The sequence below is a fragment of the Streptomyces griseobrunneus genome (genome assembly GCF_046713465.1).
Taxonomy (GTDB): domain Bacteria; phylum Actinomycetota; class Actinomycetes; order Streptomycetales; family Streptomycetaceae; genus Streptomyces; species Streptomyces microflavus.
This window is the reverse complement of the sequence record NZ_CP177080.1, coordinates 1,448,715-1,473,233: the sequence shown is the minus strand read 5'-3', so window position 1 is coordinate 1,473,233 and position 24,519 is coordinate 1,448,715. Positions and strand designations below refer to the sequence as shown.

Here is a 24,519-nt window from a genome sequence, read left to right as displayed (position 1 = left end):
CATGGTCGCTTCATGGTGGTCCCGGGCCCGGCTGGGGATCTTCGTCCACTGGACTCCCGCCTCCGTCCCCGGCTGGGCCCCGCCCTACGTCCCGCCGGAGGAGCTCCCGGCGGCGGGCCGGCGTGCGCCGCTCGGCTGGACCTCGTACGCGGAGTGGTACGAGAACTCCCTGCGCTTCCCCGGCTCCCCGGCCGCCGCCCACCACCGCGCCACCTACGGCACCCGCCCCTACACCGACTTCGGCCGCGACTTCGAGGACGGGCTCAGCGGCTGGGACCCGGCCGCCTGGGCCCGCAGCTTCCGCGAGGCGGGCGCCGGGTACGCGGTCCTGGTCACCAAGCACCACGACGGCTTCTGCCTCTGGCCCTCCGAGACCGCGAACCCGCACCGCACCGGCTGGCACACCACCCGGGACGTGGTCGGCGAGTTCGCAGAAGCCGTACGGGCCGAGGGCCTGCGGTTCGGCGTCTACTACTCGGGCGGGCTCGACTGGACCTTCGACGACCGGCCCATCGGCACCGCGGCCGACATGTTCTCCGCCGTCCCGCGCGGCCGCTACCCGGCCTACGCCGACGCGCAGCTGAGGGAGCTGATCCGCCGCTACCGCCCCGACATCCTCTGGAACGACATCGCCTGGCCGGCCGCCGCCACCGGGATCCGCTCCCTCACCGACTTCTACCGCTTCACCGTCCCGCACGGCGTCGTCAACGACCGCCTGCTGCCGTACGCCCCGCACTGGCGGGCACTGAACCTGCCGGGCGCCAAGTCCCTCTACAACTGGTGGGACCGGCGCACGGTGGCGCAGGGCGAGGGGTTCGTCCCCCGCACCCCGCCCGACTTCGACTTCCGTACGCCGGAGTACGCCCGGTACACCGGCTCCGACCCGTACGAGATCACCCGGGGCATCGACCACAGCTTCGGCTACAACCGCAACTCCGGCCCGGACGCCTTCATCGACCGCCGCGCGCTGACCTCACTGGTCCGCGACACGGCGGCCGACGGCGGGAACCTGCTGCTCAACGTGGGGCCGCGCGGCGAGGACGCGACGATCCCCGCCGAGCAGCAACACCGGCTGGACTGGCTCGCCGAGGAGACGGCGAGCGGGTCACTCACCCCTGAGCGAACACCAGGTCGATCCGCTCCTGAGTGACGGGGTGACCGGCGCGGGCGAACGCGGCCGCCATCGGCGCGTTCGCGCGGTCCGTCGCGCCCGCGATGGACTCCGCGCCCTGTTCGACCAGGAAGCGGGTGCACTCCACCAGCAGGTCGTAGCCGTACCCGTGACCGCGCGCCTCGGGGACGACCCCGATGAAGCCGACGCACGGCCCGGACGGGTTGTGCGCCGGCACCTGGATGCCCGCCACCTCGCCGTCCGGCGTGTACGCGAGCTGCCACCACTCACGGGGCGAGGGGCACCAGTGGAAGAAGTCCAGCTCCGACCGGGCCGCCGCCTCCAGACCGCCCGGGCCCTCGATGTCCCGCCGGGCGTGGGCGTCCAGCGTGACCGAGTGGACCCGGCGCAGGACGTCCAGAATCACGGCGTCGTCCGGCTCGGGGCGGAAGGTGAGCCGGCCCGGCCGCTCGGGCAGCGGGCAGCCGGTGGTCCACTCATAGCGGTAACGCTCGACGAGGACCTCCATACCGGCCGCCCGCGCCGCGGCGATCCGGCCCTCGGCGGCGGCCCGGACCTCGGGCGCCTCCCGCCAGCCGGGCGGCACCAGCAGGGAGTATTCGCTACGGAAGGGGGCCCGGCGCAGGAGTTCGGCGCCCGCCTCCTCCTCGCCCGGCGCGAAGTCGAACCAGTCGAGCGCGATGGGCGCGGTGTCGTCGGGGGAGCCCCACCAGGCGGCCCTGGCCACCACGGTGTTGTCGCGCAGGGCGGCCCAGGTCCAGTCGGGGCGGTACTCGCCGCCGTCCGCCACGGTGGAGTAACGGTGGCCGAAGGCGCCACGGCCGACGAGAGCGATGCCCTGCGGAGTCGTGCTGTCATGCAGGGAGTTGAAGAGATCGGCGTCGCTCGGGGTGAGCGCGCGAATGACCAGGTCGGTCATGAAGGTGTCCTCCGGGGACGAGATACCGCGCTCCCGGTCGAACGTCGGACGTCAGGTTTTCCCAGACGTCAGACGGAGTCCGACACCGCCCGGTGGACGGGGCGGGAGCGCGGGGGCGAGAAGCTGCGGATGCCGGTCGAGCCGGTGGTGTTCTCACGCACGGTTCCGCCTCCCTCCATGACCTGGGCCGATGTCGGTGCCGACCGTATCCGGGGGCCGGGGACCCTGTCCACCGATTAACACGCCGCCCCTGACCGGGCGGGCCGCGCCGAGCCCCGGTGCAGGTCAGCACGGGCGGGAAGCAGAGCTGTTCTGGACACTTCGGGCCCCTCGGCCCGACAATCGTCGATGTGACGTCCTCCTTCGAGTTCAACACGTATCCCGCGCGGCTGTCGGACGCCCAGCGCGACCGTGTCCTCGGCGTGCTCAGAGAGGGTGCCGCACAGGGCAAGCTGTCGCACGACACCTTCATGCGGCGCATGGAGCTCGCCCTCATCGCCCGCCGTCCCGAGGAACTGGCGGCCCTCACCTCGGACCTGGACACCGGCAGCCGCTTCTCGCAGGGGCTGGTCAGGGCAGTCGGCGGGATATCCGCCTTTCCGGGGCGGCTGCGCCGGGCCTGGCAGACCGAGCGGCTCCCGAAGCTGTTGCTTCCCGCACCGAGCCCGTATCCGCTGCTCATCGGCCGCGACCCGGGCAACGGGCTGCGCCTCAACCACGAGACGGTCTCCCGGCTGCACGCCGAACTCACCGTGCAGAACGGCCGCTGGGTGCTCCGCGACCTCGGCTCCACCAACGGCACCTGCGTCAACGGCCAGCGGCTCGTCGGCTCGATCCTGGTGCGCGACGGGGACCAGGTCAGCTTCGGGCGGATGAGCTTCCGTCTGACCGCTCCTTCGCTGCGCCCGCCTGCCTGATCCTGGGGCGCCCGCTTCCGGTGCTGCTGGTGCGGCCCGTGTCTCTCCGTGCTGCTGGTGCAGGCCACGCCTGGCTCCGCGTCCCAGCCCACCACGAGCTGGCTCTCCGCGATCATCTCCGAGACATGCGGGCCGACCAGATGGACGCCCAGCACCCGGCCCGCCCGCTTCGCCACCACCTTCACCAGTGACCCGGGGGACGGTGGCGTAGTCGACCGGGGGCCCTACGCAGCCCGGCCGGCACGTCGACGGCGATCCGGATGACGGCGGCCGGGGTGGGCATCTCCACCGCCCCCTCCCACACCGTCCGCGGCGCGCTCGACGAGGACTGCGCGGTCCTGAGCGTCGACCCGCCCTGGCTGCGCGCCCTCGCCGTCTTCTCCCGGGTGCCCCTGACCGGCGCGGCGGCCGCCCTCACCGAGCTGCTCACCACCCTGCCGGACACCGGAATCCGGCCGCTGCGGCCCTTCCGCCCCGGAGCCCCCTCACCCGAACGGGCGTACGCCGACTGCGCCGAGCCCCCGTCGGTGGTCCGCTGAGAGCCAGGTGCGCCGACAGGCGGCGCCAAGACCGCAGGGGGCGACGAGGGATGCCGGCCGACCGCTCCGAGGCCCTGCCCACCGCCCGCCGTCCGCACCGGCTCGCGGGCGGACAGCCGGGACTGCTGGAGCCGGGCGCCTCGACGGATCCGTACCGCCTGCGCCTCTACCGCGTCCTGCGCACCGACTTCCCGCTCGGTTACGACCCGGGGCTCGGCGCCTGGCTGCTGAGCCGGTACGCCGACGTGGCCCTCGCCCTCACCGACCCCCGCTTCACCGGCTACCCGCACGACGGGGCCCCGCGCGGTCCGGTCCCCGCCCCGCTGGGGCTCTGTCGGGGGAGCCTCGTCTGCACGCCGCTGCCGGGCGGCGGAACAGCACCGGGGCCGGGTCCGAGTGCGGCTCCGGCTCCGGGCCCGCCTCCGGGTCCGGCGAGCACACCCGCGACCCTCTCCGCCGTCGAGCGCACCGCGTACGTCCTGGCCCGCCGGATAGCCGGGCGGGACCGGGCGGACCTGGTCGGCGAGTTCTGCCGGTGGCTCCCCGCCGGGGCCGATGCCGTCGCGGCCGGGCTCTCCTACCCGGACCTGAACGCCCCACCCCGCCACGCCGTCCACCAGCGGTCCGGCGGGGGCACCGGAGACTGCGCCCGGCACACCGGGCTCCGGGAGAGGGCCCTGGCCTCGTTCCTCGCGAACATGCTGGACGACCCCGACCTGCTGGCCGGCGTGGCGGGCTCCGGGGCAGGGGCCGGGATGCTGCTGGGACGGGCCTGGACTGAGACGCTGCGCCGCGATCCGCCCGTCCAGATCGTGCTGCGCCGCACCCGCACCGAGGTCCGCGTCAGCGGCGGCACCCTGCCCGGCGGGGCTCCCGTCGCCTGTCTCATCGGCGCGGCGGGGCGCGACCCGGCCCGGTTCGCCGCCCCCGACCGCTTCGACCCGCTGCGCGCCGACGCCGACCCGCTGCTCACCGGACCGGCCGGCTGCCCCGCCGCCCTGCTCGGCCGCCTGGAGGCGGAACACGGACTGCGCGCCCTGCTCACGGCGATGCCCCGCATCCACTGGGCAGAGGGCTTCCGCCCGGCGTCCAGCGGGGTACTCACACGGGGGCCGCGGACCCTGCTCGTACGGCCGTCCTGACCAGGCTGTCCGATACGGGCATCACCCCCGCCGCACCGCAGGGCGAGGGCCCCCGCACCGCAGAGCGAGGGCTCACCCCCGCCCCCGCCTCACCCCCGCACCCTCCGCAACAGCGTCACCGGCCGCTCACCGAACAGCTCGGCCGCCGCCACCGCACCCCCCGTGAACTCCCGCCCCGCCCCAGGGTCCAGCACATCCCGCCACGGCCCCGCGTCAGGCAGCTCCACCACCGTGTCCCGCCACCCCCCGTCCTCCGCGAGCCGCAGCGACAGCCGGGTCACCGCCACCGCCACCTCGCCCGACCGGGAGAACGCCACCACATGCCCGGCCGCCGGCCCCCGTGCCTCCAGCGGTACGTACGTCCCCGACTCCCCGAACACCTCCGGCAGCTCCCGCCGCAGCCCCAGCGCCGCCGCCGTCACCACCCGCTTCTCCTCCGCCTGCCCCTCCGGCCGCCGGAACGGGCGCCGGTTGTCCGGGTCGACCAGGGCCAGGTACCCGCTCTCCGTGCCCTGGTACAGGTCCGGCACCCCCGGCATCGTCAGCTGCACCAGCGCCGCCCCCAGCACATTGGCCCGGACGTGCGGGGCCAGTGACTCCGCGAAGGCGGTCACCAGCCGCCGGGCCGTACCCGACCCGCTGCCCGGCCCGGCCGCCACGAAGTCCGTCACCGCCCTCTCGTACGCCGCGTCCGGCTCCGTCCAGCTGGTGAAGAGCCCGGCCTCGCGCACCGCCTTGAGCAGGGCGGGCTCCAGGCGGGCGCCCAGCTCGTCGGCGGGCAGCGGGGCGCAGCCGTACGACGACTGCCAGGCCTGCCAGGCGAGCTGCGGGTCCGGGGGAGCGACGGACGTAGCGGACGTCAACTCCGCGATCAGCTCCGCCCACCGCTCCGGACACTCCGAAAGGACCGCGATCCGGGCCCGGACATCGGCGCTCCGCTTGGTGTCGTGCGTGGTCAGGACCGTTCCCGTGGCGGGCCAGTCCCGGGCGATCCGGGTGGCGAAGGCGTGGAACCCGTCCACCGTCACCGCGGGCTGTCCGGGGTCCCCGCCCACCTCCGTCGCCGAGATCAGCGGCACGTACCGGTAGAACGCGGTGTCCTCCACCGACTTGGCGTGCAGCGCGGACGCCGTCTGCGCGAACCGGGCGCAGAAGGACACCTGTTCCTCCCCCTCTCCCAGCCGCCCGAGCGCCAGATCCCGTACGACATCGACGGCGGCGGCCTCCTCCGGCACGGAGAACGCCGCCTTCGCGTCCCGTACGGCATCGTCCGGAAGGGTCTCCTCCGCGATCCGGGTCGGCTCCTCGCCCGCCGTGACGTACGGCCGGTAGACCGGCACCCGTACCAGCAGCTCCCGGATCGCCGTCCGCAGCGCCCAGGGCGCGTGGTCGCGCAGGGCAGGGTCCCCGGCGCAGACGGAGGCGGCCAGCCGGGTCAGCCAGGCCGTCTCGGACGCCAGCTCGTGGGTCGCCACCCGGTACGCGGCCCGGCGGACGGTCGCCTTCCAGTAGCCGCCGCGGTCCCCGGGCGGGCCCGCGAACTCCCGGTAGTGGCCCAGCAGCTCCGCCGCCCCGGCCGGGTCCGTGAACAGCCCGTCGATCCGGTGCAGCGCGTCGTACCCGGTCGTCCCGGCGACCGCCCAGCCGGCCGGGAGGGGCTCGTCGCCGGTGAGGATCTTCTCCACGACCGTCCACCGGCCGCCGGTGGCCTCGTTCAGCTGCCGCAGGTACGCGGCCGGGTCGGCGAGGCCGTCCGGGTGGTCGATGCGCAGCCCGTCGAGCACCCCGTCGCGGAGCAGTTCGAGGACCTTGGAGTGGGTGGCGTCGAAGACCTCGGGGTGCTCGACGCGGACCCCGATCAGCTCGGAGACGGTGAAGAAGCGGCGGTAGTTCAGCTCGGTGCGGGCCAGGCGCCACCAGGCGAGCCGGTAGTGCTGGGCGTCGAGCAGTTCCGGAAGCGGAAGGTCCGCCGTGCCCGCCCGCAGCGGGAACTCCTGTTCGCCGTAGCGCAGCACCTTCCCGTCCTCGCCGGCGTCGACGGAGAAGGCGTCCAGCTCCCCACCGAGCGGACCGGCCAGGACCGGGAGGAGCACCTTGTCGCCGCCCGCCGCCCAGTCGATGTCGAACCAGCGGGCGTACGGGGAGGCCCGGCCCTCGCGCAGCACTTCCCAGAGCTGCCGGTTGTGCCGGGGCACGGCGGCCATGTGGTTGGGCACGATGTCCAGGACCAGCCCGAGCCCGTGCTCCCGGGCGGTGGCGGCGAGGCTCCGCAGCCCCTCCTCACCGCCCAGCTCCTCCCGTACGCGGCTGTGGTCGACCACGTCGTAACCGTGCCGGGAGCCGGGTACCGCCTCCAGGACGGGCGAGAGGTGGAGATGGGAGACGCCGAGCGCGGCCAGGTACGGCACCGCCTTCTCGGCCGCCGGGAAGGGGAAGTCGGGCTGGAGCTGAAGCCGGTACGTGGCGGTGGGCGTCATGGACTTCTACGTACCCCGCCCGGGGCGAACTGTGTCACCCCGGGCAGGACGCTCACCCCCGCCGCCCCGTCGGGCGGGGCGCTTCGGCACGGTTTCGGGCGGGCACTTCGGTACGGCTTCAGGCGGGGCGCTTCAGCACGGCGAGGCTGCGGCCGATCAGCGTGACCTGCTCGCCCTCGGCCACCTTGGGGCCCGTCCCCGGGGGCACCCCCTCCGGGAGTGCCGTGTCCACGACGACCTGCCACTGCTCCCCGTGGTCCACCGGGACGGCGAACTCCAGCGTCTCGGCGCCCGCGTTGAACATCAGCAGGAACGAATCGTCGGAGATCCGCTCCCCGCGCGGCCCCGGCTCGGAGATCGCATGGCCGTTGAGGAAGACCGTCATCGCCTTGGCGTGGGCCGCCTGCCAGTCCCGCTGGGCCATCTCCTGGCCCTCGGGGGTGAACCAGGCGATGTCGGACAGCTCGTCGTGGGTGCCCTCCACCGGCCGCCCGTGGAAGAAGCGGCGGCGCCGGAAGACCGGGTGGTCGCGGCGGAGCCACACCATGGACCGGGTGAACTCCAGCAGATTCCGGCGGAACTCGTCGTCCGGGGCGTCCGGGTCGGGCCAGTGGATCCAGGACAGCTCGTTGTCCTGGCAGTAGGCGTTGTTGTTGCCCTTCTGCGTCCGGGCGAACTCGTCCCCGTGGCTCAGCATCGGCACGCCCTGCGACAGCATCAGCGTGGCGATGAAGTTCCGCATCTGCCGGCCCCGCAGCTCCAGGACCTCCGGATCGTCCGTCTCGCCCTCGGCGCCGCAGTTCCAGGACCGGTTGTGGCTCTCGCCGTCCCGGTTGCCCTCGCCGTTGGCGTCGTTCCGCTTGTCGTTGTACGACACCATGTCGTGCAGGGTGAAGCCGTCGTGGCAGGTGGTGAAGTTGATCGAGGCGAGCGGGCGGCGCCCGTCGTCCTGGTAGAGGTCCGAGGAGCCCGTCAGCCGCCCGGCGAACTCGGCCAGGGTGCGCGGCTCGCCCCGCCAGAGGTCGCGGACCGTGTCGCGGTACTTGCCGTTCCACTCGGTCCACAGCGGCGGGAAGTTGCCCACCTGGTAGCCGCCCTCGCCGACGTCCCACGGTTCGGCGATCAGCTTCACCTGGCTGACCACCGGGTCCTGCTGCACCAGGTCGAAGAACGAGGAGAGCCGGTCGACCTCGTGGAACTGGCGGGCGAGCGTCGCCGCCAGGTCGAAGCGGAAGCCGTCGACATGCATCTCGGTCACCCAGTACCGCAGCGAGTCCATGATCATCTGGAGTACGTGCGGGGACCTCATGAGCAGGGAGTTGCCGGTGCCCGTGGTGTCCATGTAATACCGCTGGTCGTCGGTCAGACGGTAGTAGGAGGCGTTGTCGAGGCCGCGGAAGGAGAGCGTCGGCCCGAGGTGGTTGCCCTCGGCCGTGTGGTTGTAGACGACATCGAGGATGACTTCGATCCCTGCCTGGTGCAGGGCCTTCACCGCCTGCTTGAACTCCAGCACCTGCTCCCCGCGCTCACCCCAGGAGGCGTACGCGTTGTGCGGGGCGAAGAAGCCGATGGTGTTGTAGCCCCAGTAGTTCGCGAGCCCCATGTCCACCAGCCGGTGGTCCTGGACGAACTGGTGAACGGGCATCAGCTCGATGGCTGTGACGCCCAGTTCGGTCAGGTGGGCGATGACCTCCGGATGCGCGAGCCCCGCGTAGGTGCCGCGCAGCTCGGGCGGGAGCCCGGGGTGGAGCATCGTGAGGCCCTTCACATGGGCCTCGTAGATCACCGTACGGTGGTAGTCCGTGCGGGGGCGGCGGTCGTCGCCCCAGTCGAAGTACGGGTTGACCACCACCGAGCTCATGGTGTGCGGCGCCGAGTCGAGGTCGTTGCGGGAGTCCGGCTTGCCGAACGGGTAGCCGTACACCGACTCGCCCCACTCGATCTGTCCGGCGACCGCACGGGCGTACGGGTCGAGCAGGAGCTTCGCTGAGTTGCACCGCTGCCCGTGCTGGGGCTCGTAGGGCCCGTGCACCCGGAAGCCGTAGCGCTGACCCGGCATCACCCCGGGCAGATAGGCGTGGCGTACGAAGGCGTCGGTCTCGCGGAGCTCCACCGCCGTTTCTGAACCGTCGTCGTGCAACAGGCACAACTCGATCCGGTGGGCGGCCTCGGAGAAGACCGCGAAGTTGGTGCCGGCGCCGTCATAGGTGGCGCCGAGGGGATAAGCGTGTCCCGGCCAGACCTGCATAGATGAGACTCTTCCACTTCTGATCCGGGTGCGGTGGCTTTCCTCGGCCCGTTACTCCCCGAATACTCCCCGAAAGTGGGGCGCGCACCTAGTACGTCACGCGGTGCGGCCGGGTCCCGTCGCCCGTCTCCGGCCACAGCGGTCAACTTCGGACACCGGGGTGCCGGCCCGGACGCGATTACGGACGGCCCCGCCCGGCGGGCGTCCGGATCGCGGCCTTCGCCGGGGTCCCTAATCACTATGAATCAGCTCACTCCACCCGATCTCGCCGAAAGGAACAGGCCGTTCCGATACGGGAGTTGAGAAACCGGCCTGACCATCGGGCTGCACCGGATCCCGCTCCCGGAGTACCCTTCCTTGATCGTTGGGTGGGGGAGTGGAAGGCGGTACGCGGGTGAGCTCGGGAGGGTTCGAGCTACCCCCAGGTGACGCAGGTCACGAGGGGGAATCGACCGATGCGCCGCCCGGGGCGGTGTCCCTCGCGCAGCCCATGGAGATCGGCGCCGAGCTGGACTGGGGCGCCGAGGCCTGGAGCGAGGTGCGCACCCGCGCCCAGCGGGCGGGCCGCGCCTATATCTGGCTGAATCTGGTCGAACAGCGGCTGCGCGCGGTGGTCGCCGCGGTGCTCCGGCCGATCTACGAGCCGGTGCACGGCGAGGACTGGGTGGTGGCCGCCGCCGGGCCCGCCGGACAGGAGTGGGTGCAGCGCGCCGTCGCCGTACGCGAGGTCTCGCGCCGCAAGGGCTATCTGCTCGACCCGGCCGACGACAACGTCCTCAGCTTCCTCACGCTGCCGCAGCTGCGCGAGCTGATGGTCCAGCACTGGCCGTGCTTCGAGCCGTACTTCGACGACCGGCGTGACGTCGAGCTGGCCCTGGACGAGCTGGAGGTGGCCCGTAACGTCGTCTCCCGCAACCGGGCGCTGAACGAGGCGGTGCTGGCCCAGGCCGAGCGCGCCTCCGCCCGCCTCCTGGACATCCTCGGCAGCGGGGCCGCGGTGCCGTCCGCCGACCGGCTGCCGGTGGACGCGGTGGAGGAGCTGGTCGGCGACCGGTACGCGGACGTGGTCTCGGTCCACCCCGACCGGGTCAGGCTCCAGCGCCAGCTGCCGGCCGAGGACCTGTTCGGCGGGGCGCGGCGGCTTGACGCCATCGGCATAGGCCTCAACCTGCTCGTCCAGAACTTCTCCGGCCGCCGGCTCGTCCGGCTCGCCGAGTCGGGCTGCCGGGTCCGGCTGCTCTTCATCAACCCGGCCAGCAGCGCGGTGAAGCGCCGGGAGCGGGAACTGGGCCTCAAGAAGGGCGAGCTGAGCCGCTCGGTGGAGATGAACATCCTCCACATGCGCCGGGTCCGCTCCAAGCTCCGCGACCCGGGCGCCTTCGAGATCCAGGTCTTCGACGAGACCCCGCGCTTCACCGCGTACCTGGTCGACGGCGACGGCGCGGACGCCGTGGGCGTCGTCCAGCCCTATCTGCGGCGGGCCCGGGGCATGGAGGCACCGGTGCTGGTCCTGCGCGGCGGGGGGCGGCGCACGGTGGTGCGGGCGGGGCAGGACAGCGAGCACGGTCTCTTCGAGACGTACCGCGAGGAGTTCGAGTCGGTCTGGACGGACTCGCGCCCGGTGTCGTGAGGTCCCGTCCCGACACCCCTCCCGGTGTTGTCAGTGCTGCGTGCGAAGGTGGTCATCACTCGGGGGGAGCACCACGGGGGAGCACCACGAAGGAGGTATCGGGATGAGCTGGCATCAGGGACCACTGGTCGGCTTCGACCTGGAGACGACGGGGACCGACGTCGAGACCGACCGGATCGTCACCGCCGCACTGGTCCGGCTGGAGCCGGACGGGACGGTCACCGAGCAGCGGACCTGGCTGCTCGACCCGGGGGTGGCGATACCCGAGCAGGCGTCCGCGATCCACGGCATCGGCACCGACCACGCCCGCAAGCACGGCGCGCGGGCCGCCTCGGCCGTGGAGGAGATCGCCCACGCGGTCGCCGAGGTGCTGCGCTCGGGGGTGCCGCTGGTGGTGATGAACGCGCGCTACGACCTCTCGCTCCTGGACCGTGAATGCGGGCGGTACGGACTGGACTCCGTCGACAAGCGGATCGGCGGAGTGCCCTCGCCCGTCATCGACCCGCTGGTGATCGACAAGCACGTCGACAAGTACCGCAAGGGCAAGCGAGCCCTCCAGGCCCTGTGCGAGCACTACGGAGTGACCCTGTCCGACGCCCACGACGCGACCGCCGACGCGGTGGCCGCCGTCCGCGTGGTGCGGCAGATGGGCGAGCGCCACCGCCCGGTCAGCACGCTGCCCCCGGCCGAACTGCACGCCCTCCAGGTCCGGGCGGCCGCCGAACAGTCCGCCTCGCTCCAGGCCTATCTGCGGCGCACGGCGAACCCGGCGGCGGTGGTGGAGCAGGCCTGGCCGGTGATTCCGCGGAGCGGGTGACCGGCAGGGGGGCGTAACCGGAGTCAGAGCTTGCCGAAGATCACTCCGCGCCAGGTCCAGCCCGACTCGAGGGTGGTGTTCCGCAGGGGGTTCGTCAGCTGCGCGCTGTCGAAGCTGAACGACTCGGTCGCTTCGAGGCGGCCGCTCTCCCCTCGGTGGAGTGTGTACCGGCGCGACACGGTCCTGCCCGCGCCGCGCGCGTACGCCGCCGAAGTCCGGAGCCGCGGAGGATTCCCGACGCGGGTGACTTCCCAACTCTCCTCGACGGCACGCACCTCGGTGACGTCCTCGGCCAGGCGCATCCGGATCCGGACGGCGTGCGTCAGCTGGGATCCGATGAAGAAGGTCTGCCAGGCGGGCTCGGCGATCCGCCACTCCGCCACCAGATCGGCGCCGTGCGCCGCGCCGTCGCTGATGACGTAGGGGACGTCCGGCCGGTTGAGACCGAGCAGGGCCGTCCGCAACTCCTCGGCCGGTCGCGGCGCCACCCCGGTCTCCGGGCGCTTGGTTCCGGTCAGCTTGTCGAAGAATCCCATGAGATCAACCTACGCTCCGCGACCTCGTCCGGCCGCCGGCCCGCTGGCCCTTCAGAAGGGGTACCAGCGGACCTCGGGATCGCCCTCGCGCAGTGACGCCACCCGGCGGCGGAACTCCGTGAGCGCCTTCGGGTTGGCCGGGGCGTGCTGGGCGACCCAGGCGCAGCTGGCCGTCTCGCGGGCGCCGCGCAGGACCGTGCAGCCCTCCCACTCCCGTACGTCCCAGCCGTACGCGGACGAGAAGGCGTCGTAGGCCGAGGGGTCGAGGCCATAGCGGTCGCGGGAGAGGGCGAGGACGACCAGGTCGTGTTCCCGCAGGTCCGTGGAGAAGGTCTCCAGATCGACCAGGACCGGGCCCTCGGGGCCGACATGGACATTGCGGGGGAGCGCGTCGCCGTGGATCGGGCCCTGGGGCAGGTGGGGGACCAGGGCGGCGGCCGCGGCCGCGAAGCCGTCGCGGCGGCCGCGGAGGTAGTCGGCGTCGTCCGGGTCGATCGTGTCGCCCGCCAGGGTCAGCCAGCGCTCCACCCCGCCGAGCAGTTCGCGGCGCGGGAGCGTGAATCCCTCGGGGGCGGGCAGGGCGTGCACCCGGGAGAGCAGGGGCGCCAGATCGCGGGGTTCGGTGGGGCGTACGGGGGCGGGGAGCCGGTGCCAGACCGTCACCGGGTGGCCCTCGACCCGGCGTACCAGGTGCTCGGCGGCCCGCACGGCCGGGACGCCCGACGCGGCGAGCCAGTCGGCGACCGCCACCTCCCGTTCGGCCCGGGCCGCCAGCTCCGGGTGGCCGGTGGCGTCCCGGCCGACCTTCACCACCAGGTCGCCGGCCGCGAAGACCGCGTTCTCGCCCAGCGCCAGCAGTTCCGGCGTGCCGGGGAAACCGGCGGCCGTCAGCACCTCACGCGCACGCATCTCGTCCATGGGTGCGATTTTGCATCCGCGCAGGCCACCTTGACGAACCGACGGCCCGTCAGCACGATGACGGAGGCCACCAGGGCTGCCAGATCGGTATGAACCTCACCTAGGGCCTGTCGTTCGGATCAGGCCGGGCTCGCGTGCCCCGGCACGTCCATCTGCGGCGTTGTCGTCGGTCGCCAATGCTCCGAAGTGACTCCCTCCTCCGCCTTGCAGCTGCACGCACCGGACCCCGCTCCCTGATCCGGCCTGATCCGAACGACAGGCCCTAGACCGCGAAGAGGTCTTATTCGTGACATCAGCGTCCGTGAAGGGGCGGTCCGGGCCGGGACGTGCACGGAACGGACCGGCCGGAGCGCCCGGCGCCACGGCCCGGGACCGGGCGGCCTGGTTCCTCGTCCTGCCCGCCCTCCTCCCGATCCTGATCCTCAGCGTCGGGCCCCTCCTCTACGGCATCGCGCTCGCCTTCACCGACGCCCAGTCCGGCCGCACCCGCTCCACCCAGTGGATCGGCACCCTGAACTTCCAGGACCTCCTGCACGACACCCTGTTCTGGGACTCGTTCCGGATCGGCCTCATCTGGGCGTTCGGCGTCACCGTCCCGCAGTTCCTGCTGGCCCTCGGTCTCGCCCTGCTCCTCAACCAGAAGCTGCGGATGCGCTGGCTGGCCCGGGCGCTGGCGATCATCCCGTGGGCGATGCCCGAAGTCGTCGTCGGCATCATGTGGCGGCTCGTCTACAACCCCGACGCGGGCATCCTCAACGAGACCATCCGCGACCTCGGCCTCGGCGACGGCCGGGACTGGCTCACCGGCCTCGCCACCGCGCTCCCCGCCGTGATCCTCGTCGGGATCTGGGCGGGCATGCCCCAGACCACCGTCGCCCTGCTCGCCGGACTCCAGAACACCCCGCACGAACTCCACGAGGCGGCGGCCCTGGACGGGGCGGGCGCCTGGCGCCGGTTCCGTACGGTCACCTGGCCCGCGATCAAGCCCATCGCCCTCGCCATCACCGCCCTCAACTTTATTTGGAACTTCAACTCCTTCGCCCTCGTCTATGTGCTGACCAGCGGCGGTCCCGGCGGGCGGACCCGGCTGCCGATGCTCTTCGCGTACGAGGAAGCCTTCCGGTACGGACAGTTCGGCTACGCCGCCGCGATGGGCTGTGTGATGGTCGCGGTGATCTCCGTGATCCTCGCCTGCTACCTCGTCGGCCGGATCAAGGGAGGCGAGGAGCGATGAGGATCCCCGAAGGAGGCGGGACGCGATGAGTCTTCCCACCAGCAGGGCCGCCCGCGCCGGCCAGTACCTCGCGCTCCTGGCGTACCTGGTGTTCCTGGCCTTCCCGTTCCTGTGGCTGCTCTCCACCGCCTTCAAGCCCGCCCGCGAACTGGGCTCCCTGCACCCCACCTGGATCCCCGAGAAGCCCACCCTGGACAACTTCCGGCAGGCCTTCGACGAGCAGCCGCTGCTCCAGGCCGCGGCCAACTCGCTGATCACCGCCGTCTCCGCCGCCCTGATCGCCGTCGTCATCGCCACGCCGATGGCCTATGTGATGGCCCGCCACCGGGGCCGCCTCGCCACCGCCGCGACCGGCTGGGTCGTGGTCAGCCAGGCGTTCCCGTTCGTGCTGGTGATCATTCCGCTCTTCCTGGTGCTGAAGAACCTGCATCTGATCAACACCCTCTGGGGGCTGATCCTGGTGTACGTCGTCTGGTCGCTGCCCTTCGCGCTGTGGATGCTCGCCGGGTACGTCCGGGCCGTGCCGGCCGAGCTGGAGGAGGCCGCCGCCGTCGACGGCGCGGGCCGCGTACGGACCCTCGTCTCGGTCGTCGCCCCGCTGCTCGCCCCCGGAATCGTCGCCACCGCCCTCTTCGCGTTCATCACCGCATGGAACGAGTTCTTCTTCGCACTCGTCCTGCTCAAGACCCCGGAGAAGCAGACCTTGCCGGTCGTCCTCACCCACTTCCTCGGCGCGGAGGGCGTGGCCGACCTCGGTCCGCTGGCCGCCGCCGCGTTCCTCGCCACGCTGCCCTCCCTGGTCCTCTTCGCCTTCATCCAGCGGCGGATCACCGGCGGGATGACGGCCGGGGCGGTGAGGGGCTGATGCGTCGCACCCCGACCCGGCGCGTCGCGGTCGCCGCCACCGTCCTCGTCCTCCTGCTCACCGGCTGCTCGGCCACCGACGACGGCAGGGACGCCGACGGCACCATCCGCCTCAGGTTCCAGTCGCTGGCCTGGCAGAAGGAGTCCGTCGACGCCAACAAGCAGCTGGTGAAGGAGTGGAACGCCGCCCACCCCGGCGTACAGGTGGACTACGTCCAGGGCAGCTGGGACAACGTCCACGACCAGCTGCTCACCTCCTTCGAGGGCGGCGAGGCGCCCGACATCATCCACGACGCCTCCGACGACCTCGCCGACTTCGCTTACGGCGGCTACCTCGCCGACCTGCGCACCCTCCTCCCGGACCGGCTGAAGGCCGACATCCCCGAGCGGTCCTGGCGCACCACCACCTTCGACGGCGGGACCTACGGAGTCCCCTTCCTCCAGGAACCCCGCGTCCTCATCGCCAACAGCAAGATCCTCAAGGCGTCGGGCGTGCGGATCCCGACGGCGGAGCAGCCCTGGAGCTGGACCGAGTTCCGCGATGTCTCCAAGGAGCTGACCGGCAAGGGGCGTTACGGGGTCGCCTGGCCGCTCAAGGAACCCGTCTCCGTCACCCTCAACCTGGGCCTCTCCGGCGGCGGGCAGCTCTTCCACCGCGAACCGGACGGCAGGGTCGAGCTGCGCTTCGAGGAGGGCGACAAGGTGGTGACCGGCACCATCCACGACCAGGTCAACACCGACCGCAGCGCGGCCCGTACGGCGCTCGGGATGGGCGGCTCGGACGCCCTGCCCGGCTTCTTCGGCGGCCGGTACGCGATGCTTCCGCTCGGGTTCGCCTACCGCCAGCAGATCGTCGAGCAGGCCCCCGAAGGGTTCGAGTGGACGGTCCTGCCCGCTCCGGCGGGCAGTGGCGGGCCGGCCCAGGGGGTGAGCCCGCAGACCCTCTCCGTCGCCGAGGACAGCCCGCACAAGAAGGAGGCCGTCGCCTTCATCGACTTCCTGCTGCGGCCGCCGAACATGGTCCGGCTGGCCAGGGGCGACTGGATGCTGCCCACCGGCACCACCGCCCTCGCCCACCCCTCCCTGCACACCGCCGAGCACGGCTGGGCCACCGGGACCGCGCTGGCCCGGTTTCTGCGCCCGGCGCCCGCGCAGACCGTACGCGGCTACCCCGAGTGGAAGGACAAGGTGGCGACCCCAGCGCTCCAGGAGTACTACAGCGGCGCGATCGGCACCGATGAGCTGCGCAAACGGCTGGTCGACGACGGCAAGCGGGTCCTGGCCCGCTACCAGCGCTGAGGAGGACATCCGAAATAACTAGACGAGACGTACCGTCTCGTTTATGGTGGGCGGCATGACGGAATCCCCGCGTGCCCACATCGCCATGTTCTCCATCGCCGCCCACGGACATGTGAACCCGAGCCTCGACGTCATCCGGGAGCTCGTCAGCCGTGGGCACCGCGTCAGTTACGCCATTCCCGCCTCGTTCGCCGACAAGGTCGCGGCCACCGGCGCCGAGCCGGTGATCTACACCTCGACCCTGCCGACGGACGACGACCCGGAGGCCTGGGGCACCGAGCTGATCGACAACCTCGAACCCTTCCTCGCCGACGCCATTCAGGCCTTCCCCCACCTCGTCACCGCCTTCGAGGGCGACGAGCCCGACCTCGTCCTGCACGACATCACCTCCTATCCCGCCCGCGTCCTCGCCCATCGCTGGGGCGTCCCCGCCGTCTCCCTCTGGCCCAACCTGGTTCCCTGGGAGGGGTACGAGAAGGAGGTCGGCGAGCCGATGACCGCCGAGCTGAAACAGACCGAGCGCGGCAGGGCGTACTACGCCCACTTCGACGGCTGGCTCGCCGGAAACGGCCTCGGCCATCTCTCCGGCGACGACTTCGTGGCCCGCCCGCGCCGGGGCATCGTCCTGATCCCCGAGGCGCTCCAGCCCAACGCGGACCGGGTGGACCGCGGGATGTACACCTTCGTCGGCGCCTGCCAGGGCGACCGGGCCGACCAGGGGGAGTGGGAGCGGCCGGCCGGGGCCGAGAAGGTGCTGCTGGTCTCGCTCGGCTCCTCGTTCACCAAGCAGCCCGCCTTCTACCGGGAGTGCGTCGCGGCCTTCGGTGATCTGCCCGGCTGGCACGTGGTGCTCCAGATCGGCGCGCATGTCGACCCGGCCGAGCTCGGTGACGTACCGGCGAATGTGGAAGTGCACGCGTGGGTGCCGCAGTTGGCGGTCCTGAAGCAGGCCGACGCCTTCATCACCCATGCCGGGGCGGGCGGCAGCCAGGAGGGGCTCGCCACGGGGACGCCGATGGTGGCCGTGCCTCAGGCCGTCGACCAGTTCGGCAACGCCGACATGCTCCAGGCGCTCGGCGTGGCCCGGCACGTACCCATGGAGGAGGCCGACGCCGCCACGCTGCGCGCCGCCGTGCTCGCGCTGGCCGACGACCCGGAGGTGGCCGAGCGGTCCGCCAGGCTGCGCGAGCAGATGGCGAAGGAGGGCGGTACGCTCCGGGCGGCCGATCTCATCGAGGCCGAGCTGTCGCTCTGAGCGGACCGGCCGGAATGGTATCCGGACGTTCTCGCCCCGCCCCGCACCGCCGTGCGGCGCGGTCGTGCGGGGTGGGGCGTTCGTCCGTGCGATGCCGGTGGTCGTTGCATCTGCACGCACCCCCCGGGTGACTCCACATCTCCGGCAGGGGACTTCACCCCTCTCGCGCACTTCTTCACGCACGTTCACATGTCTTCACGCATACCCGCCTCCCTCCGGCAGTGCCGGTGCCGGGCACACCCGGGTGCGGTGCGCGGTGGTGCGAACGGCCCGGCGGCGGCTCTGAACTGCAGGTTCCCTCTGCTCGGGCCCCCCTCGCGCCCCGCCGACACGGCGTTGTTGTCCGGGTGTTGACGACCGTTGCCCGTTGTGACCCGCCATGGCCGATTTCTTGTTACGAAACCTTGTTGAGTAAGTCACAGATGCAAGGGGGTCTTGATCTGTGCTCGTCAATCGGTCAGGGTTTCGAGCCAACCCCCGGAGATCTTCCGGCCGGAGGTCAATCCCCCCACAGAGATTGACGAGGAGACCCCTCTTCATGGCCAAGCACCAGCGCACCAGCCGCCGGACCAAGCTCACCGCCGCGATCACCGCTGTGGCGGCCGCAGCCGGAGTCACCCTGTTCGGAACCTCGTTCGCCGGAGCCGCGCCGGCTCCCATGGGCACGGTCTACGGCGCGGACGCCGAGACCGCCGTCTCCGGCAGCTACATCGTCATGCTGGGCGAGAAGGCGGACAAGTCGAAGCTCGCCAAGGAGTACGGCGGCAAGCTCCAGCGCGACTACTCCTCCAGCATCAACGGCTTCTCCGCCAGCGGACTCTCGGAGACCGAGGCCAAGCGCCTCGCCGCCGACCCGTCCGTCGCCAAGGTGGTGCAGAACAAGAAGTTCACCATCAACGCCACCCAGGAGAACCCGCCGTCGTGGGGTCTTGACCGCGTGGACCAGGCCGAGACCGCGGGCGACAACGCGTACAACTACCCCGACGCCGCCGGTGAGGGCGTCACCGCGTACGTCATCGACACCGGGGTCCGTGTCACCCACGAGGACTTCGAGGGCCGGGCCACCTCGGGCTTCGACGCCGTGGACAACGACGACGACGCCGACGACGGCAACGGGCACGGCACCCACGTGGCGGGCACCATCGCCGGGGGCGCGCACGGCGTCGCCAAGAAGGCCAAGATCGTCGGCGTCCGAGTCCTGGACGACAACGGCTCGGGCACCACCGAGCAGGTCATCGCCGGCATCGACTGGGTCGCCGCCAACGCGTCCGGCCCGTCCGTCGCCAACATGAGCCTCGGCGGCGGCGCCGACCCGGCTCTCGACGAGGCCGTCCAGAAGGCCATCGCCGCCGGCATCACCTTCGGTGTCGCCGCGGGCAACGAGTCCAGCGACGCCGGCCAGGGTTCGCCCTCCCGCGTCCCCGAGGCGATCACCGTCGCCTCGTCCACGGAGGCCGACGAGCAGTCCTCGTTCTCCAACTTCGGCCCCGTCGTGGACATCTACGCCCCCGGCTCGGACATCACGTCCACCTGGAACGACAGCGACACCGGCACCAACACCATCTCCGGTACGTCCATGGCCACCCCGCACGTCGTCGGCGCGGCCGCCGTCTACCTGGCGGGCCACCAGGACGCCACCCCGGAGCAGGTCGCCACGGCGCTCACCGGGGGAGCCACCCCGGACGCCATCTCCAACGCGACCGAGGGCACGGCGAACAAGCTCCTCAAGATCGTCGAGTAGGACCCACCGCCGGACGGTGGCGCCCCACCGCCCCCGTCCGGCAACGCTCGCGCACAGCAGCCGCCGCGCCCTCCCCCACGGGGCGCGGCGGCTGCGCGCCGGAGGAAAGATCGCTCTAGTGTGTGTGGGGCCATGACGACGAAGTACGCGGCGCTGCTGCGCGGGATCAATGTGAGCGGCCACAAGAGGGTCCCGATGCCGGAACTGCGCACCGTGCTCGGTGAACTGGGGCACACCGACATCGCCACCCACCTGCAGAGCGGCAACGCCGTCTTCCGCAGCGACAGCAAGGACGAGAACGCGCTCGCCGCCGCTCTCGAACAGGCCCTGCACGAGCGGTTCGGATTCTCCGTCAGCTGTATCGTCCGCAGCGGCTCCTATCTCGCCGCCGTCGCGGACGCCTGCCCCTTTTCCGCCGCCGAGCTGGAGGGCAAGCAGCTCCACGTCACCTACTTCGACCGGGCCGTGGAGAGCGGGCGCTTCGCCGCACTCGACGCACAGGCCTACCGGCCGGAGGCCTTCGAGCTCGGTGACCGCTGCCTCTACCTGTACGCTCCCGACGGACTCGGCCGCTCCAAGCTGGCCGAGGCACTGGCACGCCCCCGGCAGACCGCGGGCCTCACCGCCACCACCCGCAACTGGAACACCGTGGCAAAACTTGTGGAGATGACACGTGTCTGAGCCGTCGCCCGCCGTGGCCGCAGCCATCGAAGGCGAACTCCGCCTGCTGGACCCGGTGGTACGCGCCTCCGCGGATCTCCTCGCCTCCCTGCTGCACCCCGGGTTCCGGGAGATCGGCACCAGCGGCCGGCTCTGGAACCGGGAGACGATCATCGAGGCGCTCACCGCCGACGACGCCCCGGGTCCCGGCCCGCTGACCGCGTCCCGGATGCAGGGCGTGGAGCTCTGCTCGGATCTGGTGCACCTCACCTTCGACACCGAGTCCAAGGGGCTGCGCTCGCACCGCAGCTCCCTGTGGCGGCTGACCGGGGCGGGGTGGCGGCTCTACTTCCACCAGGCGACCCCGTTCATCGACGACCCGTTCGCCGAGGTCTGAGCTTCCGGGGCGGACGTGGAGCTCGCGGTACGGGGGTGAGCCGGACGCCCACCCCCGTACCGGCGCTCACCCCGCGCGGCAGAGCATGTCCTCCGCGAGAACCTGCCCGCCGACGCGCCGGAGGACGTTCGCCGAACCCTGGCCGCGCCTCCGCGGAACGTCCACCGGGGCCCGTTCCGCACCGGGCGTCGAGCAAGTTAGCCTTACCTTCGTTTGGCTGGAGACGGGTGGCTGGAAGTCGCCCCTCCCGCCTTGTCCGGTACAGGCTTGAGGAGCGGGTGGGTGGGGGCTGACACGTCCGGGCGCGGTGTCATCCGGCGCGCCGTAGCAGGGCAGCGCCGGGACGTCGTCCTCGGTTCGCTGCTGGGCGCCGCCCACCAGACCGGCGAAGCGCTCGTGCCCGTACTCATCGGCCTGATCGTCGACCGTGCCGTGGTCCGCCCCGACGGGGGAGCGCTCGCCGCCTGGCTCGTCGTCCTCGCCGTCGTCTACGCCACGCTCTCCTACGGCTTCCGCTTCGGCGCCCGGGCCGGCGAGCGCGCCGCCGAGCAGGCCGCGCACCAGCTGCGCCTCGATGTCGTACGCCGGGTCCTCGCCCCGCACGGCGGTGCCGAGGCCGGGCGGCCCCCCGGGGCCCTGGTCAACGTGGCCACCGAGGACGCCCGGCGGGTCGGGGCCCTCAACATGGCCCTCACCCTCGGCATCGCCGCCGTCGTCGGAGTCGTCGCGGGCGCGGTCCTCCTGCTGCGGGCCTCCGTCCCCCTCGGCCTCCTCGTCCTGATCGGCGCCCCGGTCCTCATGGCGCTCGGCCACTACCTCGCCCGTCCCCTGGAGCACCGCAGCGAGGCCGAACAGGAAAGCGCCGCCCACGCCTCCGGGGTAGCCGCCGACCTGGTCGCCGGGGTCCGCGTACTCAAGGGCCTGCGGGCCGAGCGCGCCGCCGTCGCCCGCTACCGGACCACCAGCCAGGCCTCTCGCGAGGCCAATGTGCGCGCCGCCCGCGCCGCCGCCCTCCAGACCGGCCTGATGCTCACCCTCACCGGCGCCTTCATCGCGCTGGTCGCCCTCGTCGGCGGCCGCCTGGTGCTCAGCGGCTCCATCGGCCTCGGCGCCCTCGTCTCCGCCGTCGGCCTCGCCCTCTTCCTCCCCGGCCCGATCAGCGTGCTGGCCTGGGTCGGCGCCGAACTCGCCAGGGCCCGCGCCTCCGCCGCCCGCATCGCCGGCGTGCTTGCCGCGCCCGGCGAGACCACGGGCGGCACCGCCGAACCCGCGACCCCCACCACCGGCGAACTGCGCCTGCACGACCTCGGCCACGCCGGGCTCGACGGGATCGACCTGACCGTGCGCCCCGGCGAACACCTCGGCATCGTCGTCACCGACGCCGCCGACGCCGCCACCCTGCTGCACTGCCTCGCCCGCCGCTGCGACCCCGACCGGGGACGCATCGAACTCGACGGCACCCCCGTCACCGAGCTCGCCCCCGCCGCCCTGCGCTCCACGCTGCTGGTGGCCGAGCACGACGCTCAGCTCTTCGACGGCACCCTCCTCGACAACGTCACGGCCGCCGCCCCCGCCGGAGCCGGCCCGCAACCGGCCATGGACGCCGCCGCCGTCGACGAGGTCGCCGCCACCCTGCCCGGCGGCACCGCCGGGCGGATCGGCGAGCGCGGCAGCGCCCTCTCCGGCGGCCAGCGCCAGCGCGTCGCCCTGGCCCGCGCGCTCGCCGCCGACCGGTCCGTCCTCGTCGTGCACGACCCGACCACCGCCGTCGACGCCGCCACCGAGGCCCGTATCGCCACCGGCATCCGCCACGCCCGCACCGGCCGCACCACGGTCCTGGTCACCAGCAGCCCCGCGCTGCTCGCCGCCACCGACCGCGTCGTCCTCATCGACGGCGGCACCATCACCGCCGAGGCCCCGCACGAGGACCTCGTACGCGACCATCCCGTCTACCGCACGGCGGTGCTCACATGACCACCACTCCATCGGGCATACCGGGCACGGCCGACGACAGTGCCGAACTGCTCCCCATCGCCTCGGGCGCCCGCACCCGGGCCGCCCTGCGCACCCTGATCCGCCCCGACCGGGGCCGGGCGCTCCTGGGCCTCGTCGTCCTCGTCGGCGCGACCGCCGTGGGGCTCCTCGTCCAGCCGCTCCTCGGCCGCATCGTCGACATCGTTGCCGACGGCCGCCCCGCCGACGCCCTCACCCTGCCCGTCGTCCTCCTCCTGGTGGTCGCCGTCGTCCAGGGCGTCACCACCACGCTCGGGCTGACCCAGGTCGCCCGGCTCGGCGAGACCGTACTGGCCCGGCTGCGCGAGCAGTTCGTCGAACGTGCCCTCCAGCTCCCCGCCGACCGCCTGGAGCGCGCCGGGGCGGGCGACCTCACAGCCCGGGTCACCGGAGACGTCGCCCGGGTCGCGGAGGCCGTCCGCTCCGCCCTGCCCGAGATGGCCCGCTCGGTCCTCGCGATCGTGCTGACCCTCGGCGCGATGGCCCTGCTGGACGTACGGTTCCTCCTCGCCGCGCTCCTCGCCGTACCCGTCCAGGCGCTCACCGCCCGGTGGTACCTACGCCGGGCCGTCACGGTCTACGCCGACCAGCGGGTCGCCAACGGGGCCCAGCAGCAACAGCTCCTGGAGACCATCGGCGGAGCGGTGACCGTACGCGGCCACCGGCTGGAGGAGCAGCACACCGAGAAGAGCGCGCGGCGCTCGCGCAAGGCCGTCGAGCTGACCATGCGCAGCGTCCACCTGGTGCTCGGCTTCTACGCGCGCCTGCACATCGCGGAGTACATCGGCCTGGCCGCCGTACTGGTCACCGGCTTCTTCCTGGTCCGCGACGGGTCCGTCTCCATCGGTACGGCGACGGCCGCGGCCCTCTACTTCCACAGCCTCTTCGGACCCGTCAACGCCGCCCTCGTCCTGCTCGACGACGCCCAGTCGGCTGCGGCCGGACTCGCACGGCTGGTGGGGGTGACCGACATCGAGGAGAGCGCGGTACGCCTGCCGCATCAGCGGAAGCGGAGCGGGACCGAGGCCGAGGCGGCCGTCACCGTCGATGCCGTGAGCCACGCCTACGGCCCCGGCCGCACCGTCCTCCACGAGGTCTCGCTCACCCTCCGCGCGGGCGAACACGTGGCCCTCGTCGGGACCAGCGGGGCCGGGAAGTCCACCCTCGCCCGGCTCGTCGCAGGCGTCCAGCAGCCCACCGGCGGCACGGTCTCCGTCGCGCGGAGCGAGCCGAGCACGGCGGGCCCGCCGGTCGTCCTGGTCACCCAGGAGGTCCACGTCTTCACCGGGACCCTCGCCGAGGACCTCCGCCTCGCCCGGCCCGATGCCACCGACGCCGACCTGCGCACCGCCCTGGCCACCGTGTACGCGCTGGAGTGGGCCGAGGCCCTGCCGGAAGGGCTCGCCACCGTCGTGGGGGAGGGCGGCCACCGCCTCGACCCCGCCCGCGCCCAGCAACTCGCCCTCGCCCGGCTCGTCCTGGCCGATCCCCCGGTCGTCGTCCTCGACGAGGCGACCGCCGAAGCGGGCAGCGCGGGCGCCCGCACCCTGGAACGCTCCGCCGGGGCCGCCCTGGCCGGCCGCACCGCCCTCGTCGTCGCCCACCGGCTCACCCAGGCCGTAGCCGCCGACCGGGTCGTGGTGCTGAAGGCCGGCCGGGTCGTCGAGAGCGGCACCCACGACGAACTGCGCACCGCCGACGGCCCGTACGCGACGCTCTGGCGGGCCTGGTCCGGCAGCCGCGCCGCACCCCGCCTCTGACCCCCGAGCCCCCACGTCCCC

19 protein-coding genes and 2 pseudogenes are annotated in these 24,519 nt (G+C 72.7%); 15 read left to right on the top strand and 6 right to left on the bottom strand.

From position 1 onward, the window contains the following. The first annotated feature begins 1 nt into the window (after position 1). Complete coding sequence (locus ACK8N7_RS06580) at positions 2-1,150, top strand: alpha-L-fucosidase (protein ID WP_403211354.1); 1,149 nt, start codon at positions 2-4, stop codon at positions 1,148-1,150. On the opposite strand, the gene ACK8N7_RS06575 is transcribed toward ACK8N7_RS06580, so the two are convergent. After that, positions 1,110-2,051, bottom strand: coding sequence for a GNAT family N-acetyltransferase (locus ACK8N7_RS06575; RefSeq protein ID WP_500441411.1), 942 nt, complete (start codon positions 2,049-2,051; stop codon positions 1,110-1,112). The genes ACK8N7_RS06580 and ACK8N7_RS06575 overlap by 41 nt on opposite strands. A 350-nt stretch (positions 2,052-2,401) precedes the next feature. On the opposite strand from ACK8N7_RS06575, the gene ACK8N7_RS06570 reads away from it, so the two are divergent. Beyond that, positions 2,402-2,968, top strand: coding sequence for a DUF1707 and FHA domain-containing protein (locus tag ACK8N7_RS06570; RefSeq protein WP_403211350.1), 567 nt, complete (start codon positions 2,402-2,404; stop codon positions 2,966-2,968). A 71-nt stretch (positions 2,969-3,039) separates the two neighbouring features. On the opposite strand, the pseudogene ACK8N7_RS06565 reads toward ACK8N7_RS06570, so the two are convergent. Beyond that, positions 3,040-3,162: pseudogene (locus ACK8N7_RS06565) on the bottom strand (oxidoreductase dimerization domain-containing protein); the annotation flags it as partial. A gap of 66 nt (positions 3,163-3,228) precedes the next feature. Between ACK8N7_RS06565 and ACK8N7_RS06560 the strand changes: the two are divergent. Both ACK8N7_RS06560 and ACK8N7_RS06555 read left to right on the top strand, forming a co-directional pair. Then, entirely contained in the window at positions 3,229-3,507 is a 279-nt protein-coding gene (locus ACK8N7_RS06560) for a hypothetical protein (protein ID WP_500441409.1), read from the top strand. 50 nt (positions 3,508-3,557) lie between these two features. Further along, positions 3,558-4,649, top strand: a complete 1,092-nt coding sequence (locus ACK8N7_RS06555; protein WP_403211348.1) for a cytochrome P450 — start codon at positions 3,558-3,560, stop codon at positions 4,647-4,649. A gap of 89 nt (positions 4,650-4,738) precedes the next feature. On the opposite strand, the gene treY is transcribed toward ACK8N7_RS06555, so the two are convergent. Both treY and glgX read right to left on the bottom strand, forming a co-directional pair. Continuing rightward, positions 4,739-7,126, bottom strand: a complete 2,388-nt coding sequence (treY, locus tag ACK8N7_RS06550) for a malto-oligosyltrehalose synthase (protein ID WP_500441407.1) — start codon at positions 7,124-7,126, stop codon at positions 4,739-4,741. Positions 7,127-7,244: 118 nt separating this feature from the next. After that, positions 7,245-9,374, bottom strand: coding sequence for a glycogen debranching protein GlgX (gene glgX, locus ACK8N7_RS06545; RefSeq protein ID WP_403211344.1), 2,130 nt, complete (start codon positions 9,372-9,374; stop codon positions 7,245-7,247). A gap of 394 nt (positions 9,375-9,768) precedes the next feature. Between glgX and ACK8N7_RS06540 the strand changes: the two genes are divergently transcribed. After that, a complete protein-coding gene (locus ACK8N7_RS06540) occupies positions 9,769-11,004 on the top strand; it encodes a DUF5919 domain-containing protein (protein WP_403211342.1) in 1,236 nt (411 codons plus the stop codon). 103 nt (positions 11,005-11,107) lie between these two features. Beyond that, positions 11,108-11,821, top strand: coding sequence for a 3'-5' exonuclease (locus tag ACK8N7_RS06535; protein ID WP_403211340.1), 714 nt, complete (start codon positions 11,108-11,110; stop codon positions 11,819-11,821). A gap of 23 nt (positions 11,822-11,844) precedes the next feature. Here the strand turns inward: ACK8N7_RS06535 and ACK8N7_RS06530 are convergent, their stop codons facing one another. Then, a complete protein-coding gene (locus tag ACK8N7_RS06530) occupies positions 11,845-12,357 on the bottom strand; it encodes a hypothetical protein (RefSeq protein ID WP_500441404.1) in 513 nt (170 codons plus the stop codon). A gap of 51 nt (positions 12,358-12,408) precedes the next feature. Then, a complete protein-coding gene (locus ACK8N7_RS06525) occupies positions 12,409-13,275 on the bottom strand; it encodes a phosphotransferase enzyme family protein (RefSeq protein ID WP_500441402.1) in 867 nt (288 codons plus the stop codon). A gap of 286 nt (positions 13,276-13,561) precedes the next feature. Here ACK8N7_RS06525 and ACK8N7_RS06520 point away from each other — a divergent pair, with 286 nt between their 5' ends. The 9 genes and pseudogenes from ACK8N7_RS06520 (at position 13,562) to ACK8N7_RS06480 (ending at position 24,498) form a co-directional block, all read left to right on the top strand. Continuing rightward, on the top strand, positions 13,562-14,509 hold the full coding sequence (locus ACK8N7_RS06520) for a carbohydrate ABC transporter permease (RefSeq protein ID WP_403211336.1): 948 nt from the start codon (positions 13,562-13,564) through the stop codon (positions 14,507-14,509). A gap of 25 nt (positions 14,510-14,534) precedes the next feature. Beyond that, positions 14,535-15,374: a carbohydrate ABC transporter permease gene (locus ACK8N7_RS06515; protein WP_403211334.1), complete on the top strand. Its 840-nt coding sequence runs from the start codon at positions 14,535-14,537 to the stop codon at positions 15,372-15,374. Beyond that, a complete protein-coding gene (locus ACK8N7_RS06510) occupies positions 15,374-16,672 on the top strand; it encodes an ABC transporter substrate-binding protein (RefSeq protein WP_403211332.1) in 1,299 nt (432 codons plus the stop codon). The genes ACK8N7_RS06515 and ACK8N7_RS06510 overlap by 1 nt, the downstream gene beginning before the upstream one ends. An 18-nt stretch (positions 16,673-16,690) precedes the next feature. Continuing rightward, positions 16,691-17,927 (top strand): annotated as a pseudogene (gene mgt, locus ACK8N7_RS06505) (macrolide-inactivating glycosyltransferase); the annotation flags it as partial. A 538-nt stretch (positions 17,928-18,465) separates the two neighbouring features. After that, a complete protein-coding gene (locus ACK8N7_RS06500) occupies positions 18,466-19,668 on the top strand; it encodes a S8 family peptidase (RefSeq protein ID WP_500441399.1) in 1,203 nt (400 codons plus the stop codon). A gap of 132 nt (positions 19,669-19,800) precedes the next feature. Then, positions 19,801-20,349: a DUF1697 domain-containing protein gene (locus ACK8N7_RS06495; RefSeq protein WP_403211328.1), complete on the top strand. Its 549-nt coding sequence runs from the start codon at positions 19,801-19,803 to the stop codon at positions 20,347-20,349. Then, positions 20,342-20,725, top strand: a complete 384-nt coding sequence (locus ACK8N7_RS06490; RefSeq protein WP_403211326.1) for a nuclear transport factor 2 family protein — start codon at positions 20,342-20,344, stop codon at positions 20,723-20,725. The genes ACK8N7_RS06495 and ACK8N7_RS06490 overlap by 8 nt, the downstream gene beginning before the upstream one ends. 282 nt (positions 20,726-21,007) lie before the next feature. After that, positions 21,008-22,699, top strand: a complete 1,692-nt coding sequence (locus ACK8N7_RS06485; RefSeq protein WP_500441396.1) for an ABC transporter ATP-binding protein — start codon at positions 21,008-21,010, stop codon at positions 22,697-22,699. Continuing rightward, the gene (locus ACK8N7_RS06480; protein ID WP_500441394.1) at positions 22,696-24,498 is read left to right on the top strand and encodes an ABC transporter ATP-binding protein; all 1,803 of its coding nucleotides are present in this window, start codon (positions 22,696-22,698) and stop codon (positions 24,496-24,498) included. Before ACK8N7_RS06485 ends, ACK8N7_RS06480 begins: the two co-directional genes overlap by 4 nt. Positions 24,499-24,519: the final 21 nt, after the last annotated feature.

What these genes read in the sequence shown, in the direction of transcription:
- ACK8N7_RS06555 (WP_403211348.1), top strand. Translation starts at nt 3,558, where the DNA reads ATGCCGGCCGACCGCTCCGAGGCCCTGCCCACCGCCCGCCGTCCGCAC.
- ACK8N7_RS06495 (WP_403211328.1), top strand. Translation starts at nt 19,801, where the DNA reads ATGACGACGAAGTACGCGGCGCTGCTGCGCGGGATCAATGTGAGCGGC.
- ACK8N7_RS06560 (WP_500441409.1), top strand. Translation starts at nt 3,229, where the DNA reads ATGACGGCGGCCGGGGTGGGCATCTCCACCGCCCCCTCCCACACCGTC.
- glgX (WP_403211344.1), bottom strand. Translation starts at nt 9,374, where the DNA reads ATGCAGGTCTGGCCGGGACACGCTTATCCCCTCGGCGCCACCTATGAC.
- ACK8N7_RS06525 (WP_500441402.1), bottom strand. Translation starts at nt 13,275, where the DNA reads ATGGACGAGATGCGTGCGCGTGAGGTGCTGACGGCCGCCGGTTTCCCC.
- ACK8N7_RS06575 (WP_500441411.1), bottom strand. Translation starts at nt 2,051, where the DNA reads ATGACCGACCTGGTCATTCGCGCGCTCACCCCGAGCGACGCCGATCTC.
- ACK8N7_RS06515 (WP_403211334.1), top strand. Translation starts at nt 14,535, where the DNA reads ATGAGTCTTCCCACCAGCAGGGCCGCCCGCGCCGGCCAGTACCTCGCG.
- ACK8N7_RS06580 (WP_403211354.1), top strand. Translation starts at nt 2, where the DNA reads ATGGTCGCTTCATGGTGGTCCCGGGCCCGGCTGGGGATCTTCGTCCAC.
- ACK8N7_RS06500 (WP_500441399.1), top strand. Translation starts at nt 18,466, where the DNA reads ATGGCCAAGCACCAGCGCACCAGCCGCCGGACCAAGCTCACCGCCGCG.
- ACK8N7_RS06510 (WP_403211332.1), top strand. Translation starts at nt 15,374, where the DNA reads ATGCGTCGCACCCCGACCCGGCGCGTCGCGGTCGCCGCCACCGTCCTC.
- ACK8N7_RS06530 (WP_500441404.1), bottom strand. Translation starts at nt 12,357, where the DNA reads ATGGGATTCTTCGACAAGCTGACCGGAACCAAGCGCCCGGAGACCGGG.
- ACK8N7_RS06480 (WP_500441394.1), top strand. Translation starts at nt 22,696, where the DNA reads ATGACCACCACTCCATCGGGCATACCGGGCACGGCCGACGACAGTGCC.
- treY (WP_500441407.1), bottom strand. Translation starts at nt 7,126, where the DNA reads ATGACGCCCACCGCCACGTACCGGCTTCAGCTCCAGCCCGACTTCCCC.
- ACK8N7_RS06535 (WP_403211340.1), top strand. Translation starts at nt 11,108, where the DNA reads ATGAGCTGGCATCAGGGACCACTGGTCGGCTTCGACCTGGAGACGACG.